General features: G+C 57.8%; 15 protein-coding genes and 1 tRNA gene. 10 read left to right on the forward strand and 6 right to left on the reverse strand.

Annotated elements, in window-relative coordinates; genetic code table 11:
* The first annotated feature begins 41 nt into the window (after positions 1-41).
* The 3 genes from RSE16_10310 to RSE16_10320 all read left to right on the forward strand — a co-directional run bounded on the left by RSE16_10310 (position 42) and on the right by RSE16_10320 (position 2933).
* Positions 42-743, forward strand: a complete 702-nt coding sequence (locus tag RSE16_10310) for a hypothetical protein (protein WRH75102.1) — start codon at positions 42-44, stop codon at positions 741-743.
* An 82-nt stretch (positions 744-825) separates the two neighbouring features.
* Entirely contained in the window at positions 826-1671 is an 846-nt protein-coding gene (locus RSE16_10315; GenBank protein ID WRH75103.1) for a MoxR family ATPase, read from the forward strand.
* Positions 1672-1751: 80 nt separating this feature from the next.
* Positions 1752-2933 (forward strand): VWA domain-containing protein, encoded by a 1182-nt coding sequence (locus RSE16_10320; GenBank protein WRH75104.1) that lies wholly within the window; start codon positions 1752-1754, stop codon positions 2931-2933.
* A 15-nt stretch (positions 2934-2948) separates the two neighbouring features.
* On the opposite strand, the gene RSE16_10325 is transcribed toward RSE16_10320, so the two are convergent.
* From RSE16_10325 to RSE16_10340, 4 genes are read right to left on the reverse strand one after another with little or no spacing between them, the layout of a single operon-like run.
* The gene (locus RSE16_10325; GenBank protein ID WRH75105.1) at positions 2949-3986 is read right to left on the reverse strand and encodes an aspartyl/asparaginyl beta-hydroxylase domain-containing protein; all 1038 of its coding nucleotides are present in this window, start codon (positions 3984-3986) and stop codon (positions 2949-2951) included.
* On the reverse strand, positions 3983-5269 hold the full coding sequence (locus RSE16_10330) for an MFS transporter (GenBank protein WRH75106.1): 1287 nt from the start codon (positions 5267-5269) through the stop codon (positions 3983-3985). Before RSE16_10330 ends, RSE16_10325 begins: the two co-directional genes overlap by 4 nt.
* Positions 5270-5283: 14 nt before the next feature.
* Entirely contained in the window at positions 5284-6492 is a 1209-nt protein-coding gene (locus RSE16_10335) for a DUF1343 domain-containing protein (protein ID WRH77343.1), read from the reverse strand.
* On the reverse strand, positions 6492-7037 hold the full coding sequence (locus RSE16_10340; protein ID WRH75107.1) for a DOMON-like domain-containing protein: 546 nt from the start codon (positions 7035-7037) through the stop codon (positions 6492-6494). The genes RSE16_10335 and RSE16_10340 overlap by 1 nt, the downstream gene beginning before the upstream one ends.
* Before the next feature lie 31 nt (positions 7038-7068).
* On the opposite strand from RSE16_10340, the gene tyrS reads away from it, so the two are divergent.
* Both tyrS and RSE16_10350 read left to right on the forward strand, forming a co-directional pair.
* A complete protein-coding gene (tyrS, locus tag RSE16_10345) occupies positions 7069-8301 on the forward strand; it encodes a tyrosine--tRNA ligase (GenBank protein ID WRH75108.1) in 1233 nt (410 codons plus the stop codon).
* 90 nt (positions 8302-8391) lie between these two features.
* On the forward strand, positions 8392-8715 hold the full coding sequence (locus RSE16_10350; protein ID WRH75109.1) for a PilZ domain-containing protein: 324 nt from the start codon (positions 8392-8394) through the stop codon (positions 8713-8715).
* Here RSE16_10350 and recG read toward each other — a convergent pair.
* Positions 8712-10769, reverse strand: coding sequence for an ATP-dependent DNA helicase RecG (gene recG, locus RSE16_10355; protein ID WRH75110.1), 2058 nt, complete (start codon positions 10767-10769; stop codon positions 8712-8714). The genes RSE16_10350 and recG overlap by 4 nt on opposite strands.
* 57 nt (positions 10770-10826) lie before the next feature.
* Here recG and RSE16_10360 point away from each other — a divergent pair, with 57 nt between their 5' ends.
* Positions 10827-11111: a succinate dehydrogenase assembly factor 2 gene (locus tag RSE16_10360; GenBank protein ID WRH75111.1), complete on the forward strand. Its 285-nt coding sequence runs from the start codon at positions 10827-10829 to the stop codon at positions 11109-11111.
* 4 nt (positions 11112-11115) lie between these two features.
* Positions 11116-14592, forward strand: a complete 3477-nt coding sequence (gene mfd, locus RSE16_10365; GenBank protein ID WRH75112.1) for a transcription-repair coupling factor — start codon at positions 11116-11118, stop codon at positions 14590-14592.
* Here mfd and RSE16_10370 read toward each other — a convergent pair.
* Complete coding sequence (locus tag RSE16_10370; GenBank protein WRH75113.1) at positions 14589-15896, reverse strand: GGDEF domain-containing phosphodiesterase; 1308 nt, start codon at positions 15894-15896, stop codon at positions 14589-14591. The two genes, mfd and RSE16_10370, sit on opposite strands and share 4 nt — an antisense overlap.
* 69 nt (positions 15897-15965) lie before the next feature.
* On the opposite strand from RSE16_10370, the gene moaA reads away from it, so the two are divergent.
* The 3 genes from moaA to RSE16_10385 all read left to right on the forward strand — a co-directional run bounded on the left by moaA (position 15966) and on the right by RSE16_10385 (position 17860).
* Entirely contained in the window at positions 15966-16952 is a 987-nt protein-coding gene (moaA, locus tag RSE16_10375; protein WRH75114.1) for a GTP 3',8-cyclase MoaA, read from the forward strand.
* On the forward strand, positions 16949-17725 hold the full coding sequence (locus tag RSE16_10380) for an NAD kinase (protein ID WRH75115.1): 777 nt from the start codon (positions 16949-16951) through the stop codon (positions 17723-17725). The genes moaA and RSE16_10380 overlap by 4 nt, the downstream gene beginning before the upstream one ends.
* A 60-nt stretch (positions 17726-17785) precedes the next feature.
* A tRNA-Asn gene (locus RSE16_10385) sits at positions 17786-17860 on the forward strand.
* Positions 17861-17865: the final 5 nt, after the last annotated feature.

Here is a 17865-nt window from a genome sequence, read left to right on the forward strand (position 1 = left end):
CGGGCCTCTTCCCATTCAGGGTTAGGTCCGTTTCGGAGTGCATGATGGAATCGATAGCAAAAGCTGCCGATCGCTATGGCGAGGATTACCTCGACAACATACTACGTTGCGGCAGCACGGAACTGGTAGCGCCGCTTCTGGCCTTTCTTTCGAAAAGCGAGACTTCGGATTCGCTGCGTCATGTCGTCAAGATCAGCAGGCCGGCACTCAAAGCCGATATCGCGCATTACCTTAACGTCAACTTTGGTCGCCATCCTGGCCTGGTCGATTATGCTGCTGCCAAGATTGTCGATCCTGCTGCACAGAAATGGCTGACACAGGCCGTTGAAGGCTTCGCAAGCGAAAGCGACTTCCTCAACCGTTTGACGGTAGCGGCAGGGCCGATCTATCGCCAAGTCGGTCAGGAACGCGTCAACGCCATGGCCGAAAACCAGATGCGTAGCCTTGAACTTCTGGCCAATTCGGAACGCGAAGGCTGCCCTGCCGGCGCGGTGATCGCCTTCGTTGTCGACTGGCAGTCAACACGGCCGATGGTCAATCATATCGCTGTCGAATTGTCGTTAGAGATACCAGAATGTCTCTTGCCCGCCCGCGCCGACACGATCGCGCTCATCAAGCATTTGGCTGCAAAGCCCTCTGTGCAAAGGGCCATGGCATTTGGCAGTGATCAGGCCCTGGCCCAGCAACGCGGGCTTTGGCAGCTTATCAGTGCCCGCCATCAGGCATTGTTGGCAGCAGGCTGACACCCCGCACCAAAAGCGTGTTGCCAAGTCTGGTAAGGCTGCTTATCGCTTAATCGTACGATTAAAATGATAAGGGTTTTCCATGCGCTTTGATGGCACTCAAAATTATGTCGCAACCGATGATCTGAAGGTGGCTGTAAACGCCGCTGTAAAGCTGCGTCGCCCGCTATTGGTCAAGGGTGAACCCGGCACCGGCAAGACAGTTCTCGCCCAGGAAATCGCCAAGGCGATGGATGCGCCGCTGATCGAGTGGAACATCAAATCGACAACCAAGGCGCATCAGGGCCTTTACGAATATGACGCGGTGGCCCGTCTGCGCGACAGCCAGTTGGGCGATGAACGCGTTCACGACATTCGCAATTACATCAAGCGCGGCAAGCTGTGGGAGGCTTTCACATCTGAAAAGCTGCCCGTGCTGCTGATCGACGAAATCGACAAGGCCGATATCGAATTCCCCAACGATCTGTTGCAGGAATTGGATCGGATGGAATTCTACGTTTACGAGACGCACGAAACCGTTCGCGCGGTAGAGCGTCCGGTCGTGATCATTACCTCCAACAATGAAAAGGAACTGCCCGACGCGTTCCTTCGCCGTTGTTTCTTCCACTACATTAAGTTCCCAGACCGCGAGACGATGCAAGCCATTGTCGACGTCCACTTCCCGGGCATCCAGAAGATGTTGGTCTCGAAAGCCATGGATATCTTCTACGATATCCGTGAAGTTCCAGGCCTGAAGAAAAAGCCTTCGACATCCGAACTGCTCGACTGGCTCAAACTGTTGTTGCACGAGGATATGCCGCTCGACGTCCTGCAGAATCGCGACCCGACCAAGGCTATCCCGCCGCTCCATGGCGCTTTGCTCAAGAACGAGCAGGATGTGATGTTGTTCGAGCGTCTTGCGTTCATGGCGCGCCGCCAAGGCAATTGACCCATAGAGTGGCTGGCAAGCTCAACTTGCCAGCCACAGCATGATTTCCAAATTGATCAATCCAGCCCGGACGGTTCGACATGTTCTTCTCTTTCCTTGACGAATTGCGCGCTGCCGGCATTCCTGCTTCGTTGAAGGAGCATCTCGCCCTGCTGGAGGCGCTTGACGCTGATGTGATCGAGCAGAGCCCCGAAGAATTTTACTATCTGTCACGCGCTGTGCTCGTGAAAGACGAGGCGATGCTCGATCGCTTCGACCAGGTATTCAACAAGGTCTTCAAGGGCCTCCTCTCGAATTACGAGAAGGCTGAGGCCGATATTCCGGAAGAATGGTTGAAGGCTGTTGCAGAGAAATTCCTGACCCCAGAAGAAATGGAAGCGATCAAATCGCTCGGTTCGTGGGAAGAGATTATGGAGACGCTGAAAAAGCGGCTCGAGGAACAGCAGAAGCGCCACGAAGGCGGCAACAAATGGGTCGGGACGGGCGGCACATCGCCCTATGGCAATAATGGCTACAACCCTGAAGGCGTCCGCATCGGGGGCGAGTCAAAGCACAAGCGTGCCTTGAAAGTCTGGGAAAAGCGCGAGTTCCAGAATCTGGACAACACCAAGGAATTGGGAACCCGCAATATCAAGATCGCGATGCGCCGCCTGCGCCGTTTCGCCCGTGAAGGGGCAGCTGACGAGCTTGATATTGACGGCACGATCCGCGGCACGGCGCGTCAGGGCTGGCTCGATATCCAGATGCGTCCGGAACGGCGCAACGCAATCAAAGTGTTGCTGTTCCTTGATGTGGGCGGTTCAATGGACCCGTTCATCAAACTCTGCGAGGAACTGTTCAGCGCGGCGACGGCGGAGTTCAAGAATCTCGAATTCTTTTACTTCCACAACTGCGTCTATGAAGGCGTTTGGAAAGATAATCGCCGCCGCTTTGCCGAACGGACCCCGATGTGGGAAGTGCTGCACAAATTCCCCCATGACTATAAGCTGATCTTCGTCGGCGATGCGGCGATGAGCCCTTATGAAATCAGCCATCCAGGCGGCTCGGTCGAACATTTCAATGAAGAGGCAGGCGCAGTGTGGATGCAGCGGATGGTCAATACCTATCCATCAACAGTCTGGCTGAACCCGACGCCCGAGGCGCATTGGAACTATTCGCAATCGACCAAGATCATCAAGGAACTGGTGAAGGACAGGATGTATCCCCTGACACTTGAAGGCCTTGACAGTGCGATGCGCGAATTGGTTCGCAAGAACGGCTAAGGGGCTACGCCGCCTTTAGCTATAGCTATCAACCGCATGAAATAGCGTCGTAATCTGCGCATGTTCGCTTTCGTCCAATTCGGGACGCCAGATATCAAAGATCAGTACCAGCCTGTTTCGGTCGCTATTGTTCCACGCCTCATGTTGGACAGTGTCATCAAAAATGATGACCTTGCCCTCCTGCCACTCAATTGTGCGATCACCGACCCTGAAGCCACAATCAGGCGGCACCACCAATGGCAGATGGCAAATGTAGCGGCAATTGATCATGCCCGTATGCGGTGGGATCCGCGCACCAGGGCGAAGCAGCGACAACATCACTGACGGCGCGCGTCGTCCGATATGGCATAAAGGGATATGCCGCATCACGGCATCGAACAATTTCGGGCAAAGCGCGACATGGTCGTCGACCGCAGCGCCATTTTCCCAAAGGAAAAGCGTGCTCCAGTCCGGATTTTCGAGCATGCCATGCACATCACCCTGGGGCCGTTGCAGATCGCGTTTCACATAGGGGCGAAAATCGGCATGCCCTTCGAGCAAAGCAACCGCCTCATCACGCAGGGCCGGAAACTCGGCTTCCAATTTGGAAACCCAATCAAAGTTCGCAGGATCAGCGAACTGTACATAAGGCAGTTCGGGATAATAATGCACCAGCGGGGTCTGCGGAAACTGACGATACTCCGGCGGCCGTTCGCGTTCTCCCAGCATCATTTCCAGCGATTTCTGGAATCTGGGATGCCGGTTTGCGACGGAGAAGCCAGCTGCATCCAGCGAAGCAAGCAGATGATCGCGGAAACGAGCGTCAAACCATGCGCTCATCCGCGCGCAGCGCTCGGCCGCGTCTGCTTCCGTCCGGTTGCTGGCACCGCGTTGTTGGATCAAGCGTGCAATCGCGCGATAAAAGCTCGCTGCCGCCTTTCCATCCCCGGCATGAAAGCGGCCGTCAGCCTTGGCGAGCATGGCTTCGAGATCGAAATGATTGCTCTGCAATCGCGCATCCGCTTCGGCATCGGAAATCGCCGGAACGGGAACCGGAGGATGACCTTGCATCATTGCTTGTCCAGTTCGCGGTTGAGATGCAGGCTCGCCCGCCAAAAGAAGAAAGACGGGATCAACCCTAGCAAGGCTGCACCATAAAGCACCCAGCGCACGCTATCTTCACCGGCCATTGGACGGAAACCGTCGGAAAGCATTCCAAAGAACAGCGGCCCCAGCCCCAGACCGATTAGATTCTGGGCAAAGAGCAACACTGCCGCCGCCATTGCGCGTGCACGCAGCGGGACAAGACCCTGTGCGCAGCTATAGGCTGGCCCGACATAGAGCGCGTTCAATAAGGTCGGCACCATGATCAGGATCAACGACAGCCACCATTGTTCAACCCAATAGGACCAGATGGCGATCGGTATCGCGACGATCATCCCAATGGCAGGCGCCGTCAGCACATGGCGCCGGTTTTCTTTGCCGAAACGATCAGCCAGATAGCCGCCCGCCCAGGTACCGGCGATACCGGCGATGCCGCCGCCAATTCCAAACCAGAAACCGACTTCTCCGGGGGACAATTCATGCGTGCGCTGGAAGAAAATTGTCGTCCAGGTTGCCTTGCCATAGCTGAGGAAAGCTGCGGCAGCACCGGCAATTGCCATCAGCACAAAGGCGCGCGACTTCAAAATTTCCTTCAACGCTTCTTGCGTCGAAATTGCCGGCTTGGGTGTGGCCGCCTGCATCTGGGCACTGAAACGCGGATCGCGCAGCACGACCAACACGATCACCGCCAGCAAAATTCCTGGTAAGCCGGCCACCAGAAAGGCGGTGCGCCAGCCATAGGCATCTGCCACCAATCCGCCGATCAACATGCCCAGCAATGAACCGATCGGAATACCCAGCGAATAGAAGGAGATCGCCGAGGCCCGTTTTTCTGGCGGCGCCAGGTCCGCAATCAGGGAATGTGCTGCTGGCGTGCAGCCTGCTTCGCCCACGCCAACACCGATGCGCGCCAACAGCAATTGCACGAAATTCTGGGCCATACCGCACAGCGCGGTCATGCCCGACCAGATAACCAGCGCAACTGAAATGAGCCTGACACGGTTGGTCGTCGGCTTATCGGCATAGCGCGCAATCGGAATACCCAAGAACGTGTAAAAGGCGGCAAAGGCAATGCCCGTCATCAGGCCGATCTGGGTATCACTCAGCCCCAAATCGCGTTTGATCGGTTCCGCCAATATGTTGACGATCTGCCGGTCCAGAAAGTTGAAAATGTAAACGACCAGAAGCACCCAAAGGGTAATGCGCAATGTCGACTTGTCGGGGGCAGTCCCGGCAGGGGCAGTTGCGGTCATGTGGTTCTCTCTCCTCAATAAAGGAGAAAGCGCCGCCTCTCCTCTTCCCACTTTTCTTCGTCGACCCGCGCCAGTGCGTCAAGCTCCATTGGCGTCGCCGCCGGATCATCGACCCACAGGCGAAGCGCCGGGCCGCCGTTGATCACATCAATCGCCAGAACGTCATTGGTATATTCATATTTGAAATCGGCGCCGCGCCAGATCGGATAGTCAGGATAGAGGTTGCGGATCGCCTTGAATGCGAGCGCCTGCAGCCGCCATGGCTTGAATGCTGCATGATCATAAAAACCGCCCTCTGCATGGATGTGAAGTCCGTGGCATAATTTGCCCGCATGCTTATGAAAGGTTGGCTCGAACCAAATCTCGCGCAGCTTGCATCCTGCAAGCCATTCCGGCGCGAGCCTTTCCATCTCCGCTCCAACAGCGCTGGCATCAATATCGGGCGCGCCAAACAGTTCGAGCGGACGCGTTGTTCCCCTGCCCTCGCTGAGGGTTGCGCCTTCAACCATCACCGTTCCGGCATATGCGCGTGCCATGTTGAGGTTCGCCGCATTGGGGCTGGGGTTCACCCATATCCGTTCATCGGACGGCCATCCAAATCCGGGCGCGTCATCCGGGCGATACCCCTGCATCTCTATTACGCGATAATCGACATCGATCTTGAAATGGTCGATGAACCAATGGCCAAGTTCACCTAGCGTCAGACCATGGCGCATTGGGATCGGGCCCGCCCCCACAAAACTCTCCCAGCCTTCAAGCAAGGTGAGCCCTTCGACCGGACGACCTGCGGGATTCGGGCGATCAAGAACCCACACCGTCTTGCCATGGCGCGCAGCCTCTTCGAGCATGTAGAGCAACGTGGTTATGAACGTGTAGATGCGGCAACCCAAATCCTGAAGATCGATCAGCACAACATCAAAAGTCGACATCATTTGCCCGGTCGGGCGGCGTACCTCGCCATAAAGGCTGAACACCGGGATGCCGTAGATCGGATCAACATAATCATCCGATTCAACCATATTGTCCTGCTTGTCGCCTTTCAGCCCGTGCTGGGGCCCGAAAGCAGCAGTGACATTGATGTCGCCCAGCGATACCAGCGCGTCGAGCGAATGGTCCAGCCCTGCCGTGACCGAGGCCGGATGGGCCACGAGCGCAACGCGTTTGCCGGTCAGGTCGCGGCGCAATTCAGGCTCTGAGAGCAGGCGGTCGATACCGAATGTAATCATGGCCTGGCTGGTGCCGCAAGATTTGGCGCAAAGCAATCGGGATGATGAAAATCGGGATTTCCGCACGGATGGGCCAGCGCCCAATAGGATTTTGTTTCATCTGTCTCATGAAGCACGGCGGAAAGCCCGATCTCGCAAGATGCGGTCAATAGACTGGGTAATGCCAGCGTCACTTCAAGAGTGGCCCCCATATCGCTGGATGTGCAATGGATGTCAGGGCGCTGCATCGGCCACTCGGCCATGCCTTCCCGATAGCCGGAGAAGCGGTAGGCGGCCCATTGCGTCGATGGCGAGAAATTGAATTCAAAATAACCGCGTTGATCCGGGTGGCGCACAAACAGTTCGAAGCAGGTCGTTTGCCAGAGACCGTCGGCCCGCGGACCATTGGCCACATAGGCCGGCAAAATCAGGCTACCCGGTTCACAGTCGACGTGAAAACGCAGGTCCATTCGCCCGCCCGGCTCGAAACCATAGGTTACATCAACTCTGCCCGCCTTGGATGCAGGCGTCGCCGGATGACATAGCATCGAAACATTGGCCAATTTGAAACTCCGTGCTAGGCGCGCTGCCACTATGTCCAGCTATCAGTCCGATCTTCTGCGCCTACTCGAAGCGCGCGGCTATATCCACCAGCTAACCGATGCCGGCACGCTTGATGCGTTGGCAGGCAAGGAAATCATTCCGGGATATGTCGGCTTCGACGCTACCGCACCGTCGCTGCATGTTGGAAATCTGGTCTCGATCATGCTGCTGCGCCGCTTACAACAGGCCGGCCACAAGCCAGTGGTCGTGATGGGCGGCGGCACTACGCGCATCGGCGACCCCACCGGCAAGGACGAAGTCCGCAAGATGCTGACCGACGAGGCTATCGAAGCCAATATCGCGTCGATCCGCACCGCGTTCGAGCAATTCCTGACTTTTGGTGATGGTCCCACCGACGCAGTGATGGTCAACAACCATGATTGGCTGGGCAAGCTGGGATATATCGAAATGCTGCAAAAGGTTGGCACGCATTTCACCGTCAACCGGATGCTATCGTTCGATTCGGTTCGGCTCCGCCTTGAGCGCGAACAGCCGATGACCTTCCTTGAATTTAACTACATGATCCTTCAGGGCTATGATTTCCGTCATCTCAACCAGAACATGGGCGTTCGGTTGCAAATGGGCGGAAGCGACCAGTGGGGCAATATCATCAACGGCGTTGAATTGACACGGCGGATGGACGGGGTCGAAGTTTTCGGCCTGACGACCCCGCTCATCACAAAATCCGACGGTACCAAGATGGGCAAATCGGTTTCGGGAGCGGTTTGGCTCAACGAAGCGCAACTCCCCGCTTATGATTATTGGCAGTTCTGGCGCAACACCGACGACCGCGATGTGGGTCGGTTCCTGCGCCTGTTCACCGATATTGAACTGGACGAGATTGCGCGGCTTGAAGCACTTGGCGGATCCGAGATAAACGAGGCGAAGAAAATCCTTGCTGACGCAGCCACTGCGCTTGCCCGCGGCCCGCAGGCAGCTGTTGATGCAGCCGAAACTGCAAGGCGGACATTCGAAGAGGGTGTCGGCGGCGCTCATCTACCCAGCATCACGGTTGCCGACGCTGCCATATCGCTGGTTGATGCGATGGCAGCACTAGGCCTTGCTGTATCGAAGAAAGAGGCGCGCCGTCTGATATCTGGCGGTGGTGCTCGCGTAGACGATGTGCAGGTTCAGGACGAGAACCATATGATCACGGCAGGACCGGAACCGATCAAGGTTTCTGCGGGGAAAAAGAAACACGGGATGCTGCATTTTTCCGCTTAAGGTAAATGAAGGCAGTCCCGACTTTACCCTTTGTTTGTAAAATTCTGCCAGACGGAACCTGTGACCTTTGTGAAACAGGATTTGGCTTAAATGGTGCAGCCCGCAATCGACCAGAATTTTGACCTTCGCCGCGCGGCCCGCCATCGCGCGAGTTTCGAGGCACTGGCCGATAGCAAACGGCATGGCGAGCAAAGCGTGCACATTGCCAATGTGTCTGCACATGGCTTTATGATCGATAACAATGTCGTTTTCGAACATGGCGATCGCATTGAACTGCGCCTACCTGTCGTCGGCCGCATTGAAGCGCATCTGATCTGGTCGGTCGACGGCCGCGCCGGTTTCCAGTTTGAACGCGTTATCCGCCTTCCCGAATTTCTCGCGCTTGTTGAAATCCTGACGCCGAAGCTCCGCTAACCGCCGCGCAGCGTCGCCACGCCGGCATCGCGTTCAAACAGATAAAGCGCCGTTCGCGCCGCTTGACCGCGCGGACCATCCAGCCCGCCATCACGATCAACCAGCAGCCGCGCATCATCGGACGCAGCGCCGATCCAGCGGCGCACCTGTTCATCGGTTGCGACCCGAAACGGGCTATCGCCGGACTGGCGCGTGCCGAGCATTTCGCCAGCGCCGCGCAGTTTCAGATCTTCTTCGGCAATGCGAAAGCCGTCATTGGTCTCCCGCATCAAAGCGAGGCGCGCCCGCGCCGTTTCGCTGACCTGTGCCGCTCGCACCAATATGCATGTCGATTTCGCCGCACCACGGCCAACGCGCCCGCGCAGCTGGTGCAGCTGTGCGAGCCCGAATCTGTCTGCCGATTCGACCACGATCAAGCTGGCATTTGGAACATCAACGCCAACTTCAATCACTGTCGTCGCGACCAGCAACCGGGTTTTCCCGGCGGCAAAGGCTTCCATCACAGCGTCTTTTTCAGGGCCTTTCATCCGGCCATGGACTAGCGCGACCACATCACCAAAACGCTGGCGCAGCATCGCGGCCCGTTGTTCGGCCGCGGCAAGTTCACTCCGCTCGCTTTCTTCCACCAGCGGGCAGACCCAAAATGCCTGTTGGCCGCTGGAAAGGTGGCGGGCAAGGCCGTCAACCAGTTCGGGCAAGCGCTCTTCTGATATCACCCGCGTTTCCACCGGCGTGCGACCGGGTGGCATTTCATCAAGCCGTGACGTGTCCATCTCCCCATAAGCGGCCAGTGCAAGACTGCGCGGTATAGGGGTCGCGGTCATCACCAGCAGATGCGGCACCCCCTGCCCTTTGCGCGACAGCATCAGGCGCTGGCTCACGCCAAAGCGATGCTGTTCATCGATGATCGCCAATGCCAGCGAACGATAGGTGACGGCTTCCTGAAAAATCGCATGGGTGCCCACCAATATGTCAATCGAGCCATCGGCAAGCCCCATGAGCACTGATTCCCGCACCCGCCCCTTGTCGCGCCCGGTAAGGATCGCAACATTCACAGGTAGACCCGCCAATGACGCCTGCAGGCTGGCATAATGTTGTCGGGCAAGGATTTCGGTCGGCGCAAGAAAAGCGCCCTGCTTTCCGGCTTCTACCGCGCGAAGCAGGGCATGCAGCGCGACCATCGTTTTTCCCGAACCAACGTCGCCCTGCAACAGTCGCAGCATCGGCCGGGGTTGGGCCATATCGCCCTCGATTTCCGATATCACCCGCTGCTGCGCACCTGTGAGAGCAAAAGGCAGGCGCAATTGCCCGACCAGTCGCCCGTCGCCTTCAACAGCCGTGCCGCGCCGCTTGTCCAGCGCCGCGCGCACAAGCCGCATCGCAAGCTGGTTGGCAAAAAGTTCATCATAGGCCAGGCGGTCGCGCACCGCCTCTTCATCCTTGCCATGGACTTGTGCCACCGCGGTTGACCAAGCGGGCCAGCGATGCTCGGCAAGTAACGAAGGTTCAATCCACTCCTCCAGCTCTGGCACCCGCTCGAGTGCCTGGCTTGCAAGCGCATGCAGCCGGTTGCTTGTCAAACCTTCGGACAGTGGATAGACAGGCTCAACTAATCCGACCGACGCACTGCCGGGTTCCGCGATATGATCTGGGTGCACGATCTGCAACTCATCGCCATAGCGCTCTAGCTTTCCAGAAATGACGCGCGTGGCTCCCACTGGAAGCTGCTTTTTTGCCCAATTTGCAGTGCGCCCGAAGAAAGTCAGTGTCAGATAACTGCCTTCACCATCAACACCAAGGATGCGCAGCGGGCTTCGCGCACTGCCCCCCGAACGATGCTGCGCGATGGCAAGGGTCACGATGATATTCTGCCCGACATCTGCAACGTCGAGCATGTTGACCGCCTTGCGATAGGTCCAACCTGACGGAAAATGGTAGAGCAGGTCTTTCACCCGCTTCAACCCAAGACGGTCGAGCGGCTTTGCAAGCCCGGGCCCCACGCCTTTCAGCGTTTCGATTTCGGCAAATAACGGATTGAGAATGTTGGGCCGCATGGTTAGGGCCGCTTATAAAGGCGTAGCGCCATCAATCCACTATCTTCGAAAGCCAATATGGACAGGGACGCCTATCTTCGCAAACTGCACTTCCGCGCGCACCATCGTGGTACGCGCGAAGCAGACGCAATTGTCGGCGGCTATTTCGACCAGCATCACTCCAACTGGAGTGAAAGCGAATTTGCGTGGTTCGAAGAGTTCATGGAAGAGCAGGATGCTGACATTATCGGCTGGGCCATGCGCACCATCGCAGTGCCGGCACAGTGGCAAGGGCCGCTGATGACCGCATTGCAGCAGCTCGATTTCGTGCAACTTCCGGCTGGGCTGGGTAACGCGGACTAAGGACATGGCGGATATCCAGCGTATCTTGCGGGCCGATCGCCCGCTGACGCTTGCGTCAGTGCCAGCGGGGTTCACACCACTGCTACTGGCAGACCTTGCGCGCGGTTCCAAGGGAATGACCGTTTACGTCGCTCCCGATGAAGCGGCGATGCGCAGCCTTGCGGAAACAATTCCCTTTTTCGCACCCGAGATTGAAATCTTGCAGTTCCCCGGCTGGGATTGCCTTCCCTATGACCGCGCCTCGCCTTCGACGGTCATCACCAGCCAGCGGATGGCGACCCTAGCCGCGCTGCAAAGCCCCGCTCTGGGGAAGCGGCTGTTGCTGACCACCATTGGCGCCCTGATCCAGCGCGTGGTTACGCCATTTCGCATCCGCCAGACGGGTGCGATCCTTGCCTCAGGCGTTTCAATCAGCCGCGAACGTTTGGCTACTTTGCTGCAATCCAACGGCTATTTCCGCGTTGATACCGTTGCCGAACAAGGCGAATTTGCGCTGCGCGGCAGCCTTGTCGACCTGATCCCTGCCGGCAGCGAGGCAGGTCTGCGGCTCGACTTTTTCGGCGACGAGATTGAGACGATACGTTCCTTTTCCCCGCAGGACCAGCGCAGCACCGGTATAGTCGAACGTTTCGAACTGCTTCCGGCAGTCGAGACATTGATGGATGAAGACGCCGTCCGTCGATTCCGCACCCAATATCGTGATCTGTTTGGCGGCACTGCGACCGGCGACCCGCTTTATCAGGCTGTGTCCGAAGGCAGGCGTCTTGCCGGAATGGATCACTGGCTCCCGCTTTTCGAAGACCGGATGGTAACATTACTCGACCATCTTGGGAAAGATCCGCTTATCATTCGCGATCAGGCAGCGCTTGCCGCGGGCGAAGCCCGGTTCGAGGCAATTGCTGATTATCACGCCAACCGTGAAAAGGCGCAGTCCGCAAGCCCGGGAAGCTATCGCCCACTGGCACCGCAAAAGCTTTATCTGACGAGCGCCGAATTGCAGGCCTTGTGCGATGACCATCGCGCCCATCTGCTCACGCCGTTTCCAGCCCCAGAAATGGCTCAGGTTGTTGATTTCGGGATCTCGGCGGGGCGGGATTTTGCGCCCGAACGTGCCCGTAAAGACAATGTGTATGAAGCAGTTGCCGCCTATTTGAAGGAAAGCCAGCGCGCCGGGCAAAAGCCGATCATCGCCAGCTATTCCCGCGGTGCGCGCGAACGGTTGAAAGGTCTGCTGTCGGATCATGGCGCGCCGAAACTTGCCGAGGCTGATGGCTGGCAGGCCGCACTTGGCACAGCGACCAGCAAGACCGTCGCAATGGTCGTCTTGCCGATCGACCATGGCTTTGCCACGCCCGACGTCGCGCTGCTTTCAGAACAGGACATATTGGGCGACCGGCTCGTCCGCCGCCGCAAATCAAAGAAAAGCGCCGACGCGTTTCTGGCCGAAATGGCCGCGCTTACGCCGGGTGACCTGATAGTTCACGTCGAACATGGCATCGGCCGCTATGAAGGTCTTGCCTCCATCCCGGTCGGTCAAAGCCCGCATGATTGTGTAACGTTGGTCTATGCGGGCGGCGACAAGCTTTATGTACCGGTTGAAAATATCGACGTTCTGTCGCGCTATGGCAGCGGCGGCGAAGGTGCGGTCGGCCTCGACAGACTGGGTGGCGAAGCGTGGCAGCGGCGCAAGGCGAAGCTGAAAGAACGCATCACCGCGATCGCGCATGAACTTATTGCGACGGCCGCCCAACGCGCGCTTCGCCCCGGCGTTACGATGGAAATTGATCCGTCGGCCTATGCATCGTTCGTTGATCGCTTTCCTTATTCGGAAACCGAAGATCAGGACCGCGTCATAACCGAGGTGCTCGACGACCTTGCCAGCGGCACACCGATGGACCGATTGGTTTGCGGCGATGTCGGCTTTGGCAAGACGGAGGTTGCAATGCGCGCCGCCTTTGCAGCGGCCATGTCCGGCTATCAGGTAGCGGTGATTGCGCCGACCACCCTGCTCGCCCGGCAGCATTTTTCCAATTTCGTCGAACGCTTTGCGGATACGCCTTTGCAACTGGGCCGGCTGTCTCGCCTCGTTCCCGCAGCAGAGGCCACCAAGACCCGCGATGGCCTTGCCGACGGATCGATCGATATCGTGATCGGCACCCATGCGGTTTTGTCCAAGACAGTGAACTTCAAACGGCTGGGTTTGGTCATCGTTGATGAGGAGCAACGTTTTGGCGTCAACCACAAGGAACAGCTGAAGGCACTGAAAACCGACGTTCATATGTTGACGCTGACGGCAACGCCCATTCCGCGCACCTTGCAAATGGCTATGTCGGGCCTTCGCGAATTGTCGGTGATCCAGACCCCGCCGGTCGACCGGCTCGCGGTGCGCACCTATGTCATGCCTTGGGACGAGGTCGTGATGCGCGAAGCCTTGCTGCGCGAACATTATCGCGGCGGGCAGAGCTTCTTTGTCGTCCCACGCATTTCGGATCTGCCGGAAATCGAGGATTTCATTCGGGAACAGGTGCCCGAGGTGAAGTTCGTCACCGCGCATGGCCAGATGTCCGCCGGGGAAATCGAAGAGCGGATGACCGCCTTTTATGACAAGCGGTACGACGTTCTGCTGTCGACAACGATCATCGAAAGCGGTCTTGATATTCCGAGTGCAAACACCCTTATCATCCACCGTGCCGACCGGTTCGGATTGGCGCAGCTCTATCAGTTGCGCGGTCGCGTCGGGCGATCAAAACTGCGCGCCTATGCCTATCTGACGCAGCCGGTGGACCGTGTACTCAACGAGACCGCTGAAAAGCGGCTGAAGGTGTTGAGCGATCTCGATAGCCTCGGCGCTGGTTTCCAGTTGGCAAGCCATGATCTTGATATACGTGGGGCCGGCAATTTGGTGGGCGATGAACAGTCCGGCCATATCAAGGAAGTCGGCTTTGAATTATACCAGTCGATGCTCGAAGACGCGATTCTTGAGGTTCGGGCCGAGAGCCAGGGGCTTGCCAAACCACGCGAAGGTTTCAGCCCACAAATCACCATCGATGCACCAATCCTGATCCCCGAAGATTATGTGCCAGACCTGTCGGTACGCATGGCGCTTTACCGCCGGCTCAACGATCTGGACGGCGCGCTGGAAATCGAAGGTCTTGCTGCCGAAATTGCCGACCGCTTCGGCCCTATCCCCGAACCGACGCAAAACCTGCTCAAACTTATCGAGATCAAGCAAAATGCGCTCGTCGCGCAGGTATCAAAGATCGAATGCGGCGCACGCGGCGCGCTTGTTAGCTTCCATGAAGACCGCCCGCCAAATGTTGCGGGCCTCTTGGCTTATGTCGAGCGACTGGGGGCGACAGCTAAGCTTCGCCCGGACAGCAAGCTGGTGATCACCCGCAACTGGCCCGATCCTGCCAGCAAGCTCAACGGATGCCTGCAATTGTCCAAGGGGCTCGCCGGCCTCGCGCGGAAGGCAGCCTAGGCGTTCCGCGCCGTTCGCCCTTGCGCCTCGGCAAGCGCGAATCCTGTAAAATCGTCGGGCGCAAGCGGCTGCGACCGGAGATAGCCTTGGAAGAAATCGCACCCCTCTGCGCGCAGCACCTCCAGTTCGGCTTGGCGCTCGACGCCTTCGGCGATGATCTGCAAGTCCAGCGCATGGCCCATGGCTATGATCGCACGCACGATGATGCGGTCCTTACCCTGACCATCAATGTCAGGGACCATCGCCTTATCCAGCTTCAGATAATCGATGGGTAGGCGCTTCAGATAGGCCAGGCTGGAATAGCCGGTCCCGAAATCGTCGAGTGCGATGCGGATGCCGCGCTTCCGCAAAACCTGCAACTGCGCCGACGCAAGATCGATATCGCGCACAAGGCTCTCCTCGGTCAGTTCCAATGTCAGCCGGTTCGGCGAGAAACCTGAGGCCGCAAGCATGTCGAACAGATGGCGTGCATAATCATCGGTCAACTCGCCAGCGCCCATATTGATTGACAGCCGCAGCGGTTCGAGCGCGGCAGGCCAGTTCGCTGCGATGGCAATCGCCTTCCGCTGCACCAGATCTGAGAGCTCTTCGCGAAGATCGCACCGATCAGCTGCTGCAAACAGCTGGGCAGCGCCAAGTTCACCGAAATGCGGGTGCGCCCAACGTGCGAGAACCTCTGCACCGGTCAGTTGACCGTTCACGACAGAAAATTGTGGCTGCAATAAAAGGGCAATCTGTCCCTGCTCGATCGCGCCGCGCAAATCGCGGTCAAGCGTCGCATTGGCCACCATATTCTCAGCTGTCAGCGGCGCCGCAAGTGCATATTTCCGCCCTTTGTGCGCATAGGCGGCCGCCAAGGCCGATTGCGCACGCTGGAGCAGTATAGAGCCTGATTGTCCTGGTACGGCTGCCGCCATGCCGATTCGCGCGCTGATGTGGATCTCAACGCCTTGTGGACCAACATCACCTGACACGGCCGCCAGGAATTTTCGCGCCACAGCCTCGGAAACGCCCTTGCCATTGGGATGGCCGATAATCACCAGAAACTCTCGACCGGGCATGCGCGCGACCATGACGATGTTTTCGACCGAAGCAGCCGCCTCGGCTATCCGTCTGCCAACGGCATTAATCACAACATTGCCAACATCGCGGCCGTGCAGGTCATTAATCTGTTTCAGATCGCGAATGCCGAGCAGTAAAAGTGTCGCCGACCGGCCCGCACTCGCCTCGAAAGCGGACAGCCATAAATGCGCATCGCGCGCTGGTGCGATTCGGATAGTGGGAATCAGGGCGCGGACAGGCATTTCAGCCGCATAGCACTAAAATCTTTAGCAAGCATTGCCAGCATCATATCCGCGCATTAGGTGATTGGCATGCGCGACGGATTTGGACGCCAGATCGACTATTTACGGATATCGGTTACAGACCGGTGCAATTTCCGTTGCCATTATTGCATGCCCGAACAGCAGACCTTTCTGCCGCGGATTGAATTGCTCGATTATGCCGAGATAGCCCTGCTATCCGACCGGTTTATCGATCATGGCATTCGCAAGATTCGGCTGACCGGCGGGGAGCCGCTTGTGCGGCGTGATATTGGGCTGTTGATGCGGCAGTTGGGAACCCATGTCGCGACTGGACGTCTTGATGAATTGACACTCACGACCAACGGCAGCCGCCTGCGCGCCCATGCCGACGACATCCTGGCCGCCAATATCCGCCGGATCAATGTCAGCCTCGACAGTCTTCACGCCGACCGATTTGCCACAATCACACGGGGCGGGCAGTTGAATGAGGTGCTCGACGGCATAGCTGCAGTCCGGGCGATGGGCATAGCTGTACGCATCAACATGGTTGCTCTGCGCGGCATCAATGAGGACGAGATCGTCCCTATGGTGCGCTTCTGCGGTGATAATAGCCTCGACCTTGCGGTTATCGAAACGATGCCTCTAGGCGACGGCGTAGCTGGCCGCACGGATCACTTTATTGCGCTTGAAGAGTTTTGCGCACCGCTTCACGCGCATTGGAAACTGGATTCACTGCCGCACCGCACCGCCGGACCGGCACGATATTGGCAAATTGAACCCCTCGGCGTTCGATTGGGTCTGATCACGCCGATGAGCGACAATTTCTGCGACGATTGCAATCGCCTGAGACTGACCACTGATGGCAAAATTTACATGTGCCTGGGATCGAGCTTACATGTCGATCTTCGCGCAGCCATCCGCGAAGAAGGCGTGGCAGGGGTTGATCGCCTTTTGCAAAAGGCACTGAAATTGAAACCCGAACGCCATGATTTTGAACGCCAAATGACCGATCGGTCGCTCCGTCTTGCCCGCCATATGAATGCGACCGGCGGATGAGCCGTTTTGCCCGCCTCGCATTGGTGGCATCTGCTGGTGAACCCGCCCGCGAAGCCGAACGCCAGTTGCGCGAGTTGCATGATTTTGTGCCGATTGAGGATGCCGATGCTGTCATCGCCCTCGGCGGTGATGGCTTCCTGCTGCAATTGCTGCACCGCCTGCTTGAACAACGACGCGATCTTCCCGCCTATGGGATGAATCTGGGCACCATCGGCTTTCTGATGAACAATTGGCGTCCCGAGGAATTGCTAAATCGGTTAGAGCGCGCAAAGAGCATTTCAGTGACGCCGTTGATGGCGACGGTTGAAACCACTTCTGGCCAGCGCTTCTCGCTTCCGGCGATCAACGAAGTATCGCTGCTTAGGGAAACCCGGCAGGCCGCCAAGCTGCAGATCGATGTCAATGGCCGTACAGTTTTGGACGAATTGATCTGCGACGGCATATTGGTCGCCACGCCAGCGGGCTCGACCGCCTATAATCTTTCGGCCAATGGACCGATTCTCCCGCTCGACAGCTCGCTGCTCGCGCTGACACCGATTAGTCCATTCCGGCCGCGCCGCTGGAAAGGCGCAATCTTGCCGGATCGCTATGTCGTGCGGCTTACCATAATGGAAAGCGGCAAACGCCCGGTCAGCGCCGTCGCAGACCAGCGCGAAATCCGCGATATTGCGTCGGTCGAGGTTGAACTTGATCGCAATCGTTCGCTCACATTGCTTTTTGATCCCGAACATGCGCTCGATGATCGCATCGCAATGGAACAATTTGTCACCTGAGGCCTTGCATTTTGTTTCCGGCCAAGCCATAGGCGCGCCTGCCCGATGCAATCGGGCTGCTCCCCGGTAGCTCAGCGGTAGAGCAACCGGCTGTTAACCGGTTGGTCGGCGGTTCGAATCCGTCCCGGGGAGCCAGTTTT

The sequence above is a fragment of the Sphingobium sp. genome (assembly GCA_035196065.1).
Classification (GTDB): domain Bacteria; phylum Pseudomonadota; class Alphaproteobacteria; order Sphingomonadales; family Sphingomonadaceae; genus Sphingorhabdus_B; species Sphingorhabdus_B rara.

Bases quoted from the DNA above. Each gene is read 5' to 3' on its own strand.
- RSE16_10310 (WRH75102.1), top strand. From the start codon at position 42: ATGATGGAATCGATAGCAAAAGCTGCCGATCGCTATGGCGAGGATTAC.
- RSE16_10315 (WRH75103.1), top strand. From the start codon at position 826: ATGCGCTTTGATGGCACTCAAAATTATGTCGCAACCGATGATCTGAAG.
- RSE16_10320 (WRH75104.1), top strand. From the start codon at position 1,752: ATGTTCTTCTCTTTCCTTGACGAATTGCGCGCTGCCGGCATTCCTGCT.
- RSE16_10325 (WRH75105.1), bottom strand. From the start codon at position 3,986: ATGATGCAAGGTCATCCTCCGGTTCCCGTTCCGGCGATTTCCGATGCC.
- RSE16_10330 (WRH75106.1), bottom strand. From the start codon at position 5,269: ATGACCGCAACTGCCCCTGCCGGGACTGCCCCCGACAAGTCGACATTG.
- tyrS (WRH75108.1), top strand. From the start codon at position 7,069: ATGTCCAGCTATCAGTCCGATCTTCTGCGCCTACTCGAAGCGCGCGGC.
- RSE16_10350 (WRH75109.1), top strand. From the start codon at position 8,392: ATGGTGCAGCCCGCAATCGACCAGAATTTTGACCTTCGCCGCGCGGCC.
- recG (WRH75110.1), bottom strand. From the start codon at position 10,769: ATGCGGCCCAACATTCTCAATCCGTTATTTGCCGAAATCGAAACGCTG.
- RSE16_10360 (WRH75111.1), top strand. From the start codon at position 10,827: ATGGACAGGGACGCCTATCTTCGCAAACTGCACTTCCGCGCGCACCAT.
- mfd (WRH75112.1), top strand. From the start codon at position 11,116: ATGGCGGATATCCAGCGTATCTTGCGGGCCGATCGCCCGCTGACGCTT.
- RSE16_10370 (WRH75113.1), bottom strand. From the start codon at position 15,896: ATGCCTGTCCGCGCCCTGATTCCCACTATCCGAATCGCACCAGCGCGC.
- moaA (WRH75114.1), top strand. From the start codon at position 15,966: ATGCGCGACGGATTTGGACGCCAGATCGACTATTTACGGATATCGGTT.
- RSE16_10380 (WRH75115.1), top strand. From the start codon at position 16,949: ATGAGCCGTTTTGCCCGCCTCGCATTGGTGGCATCTGCTGGTGAACCC.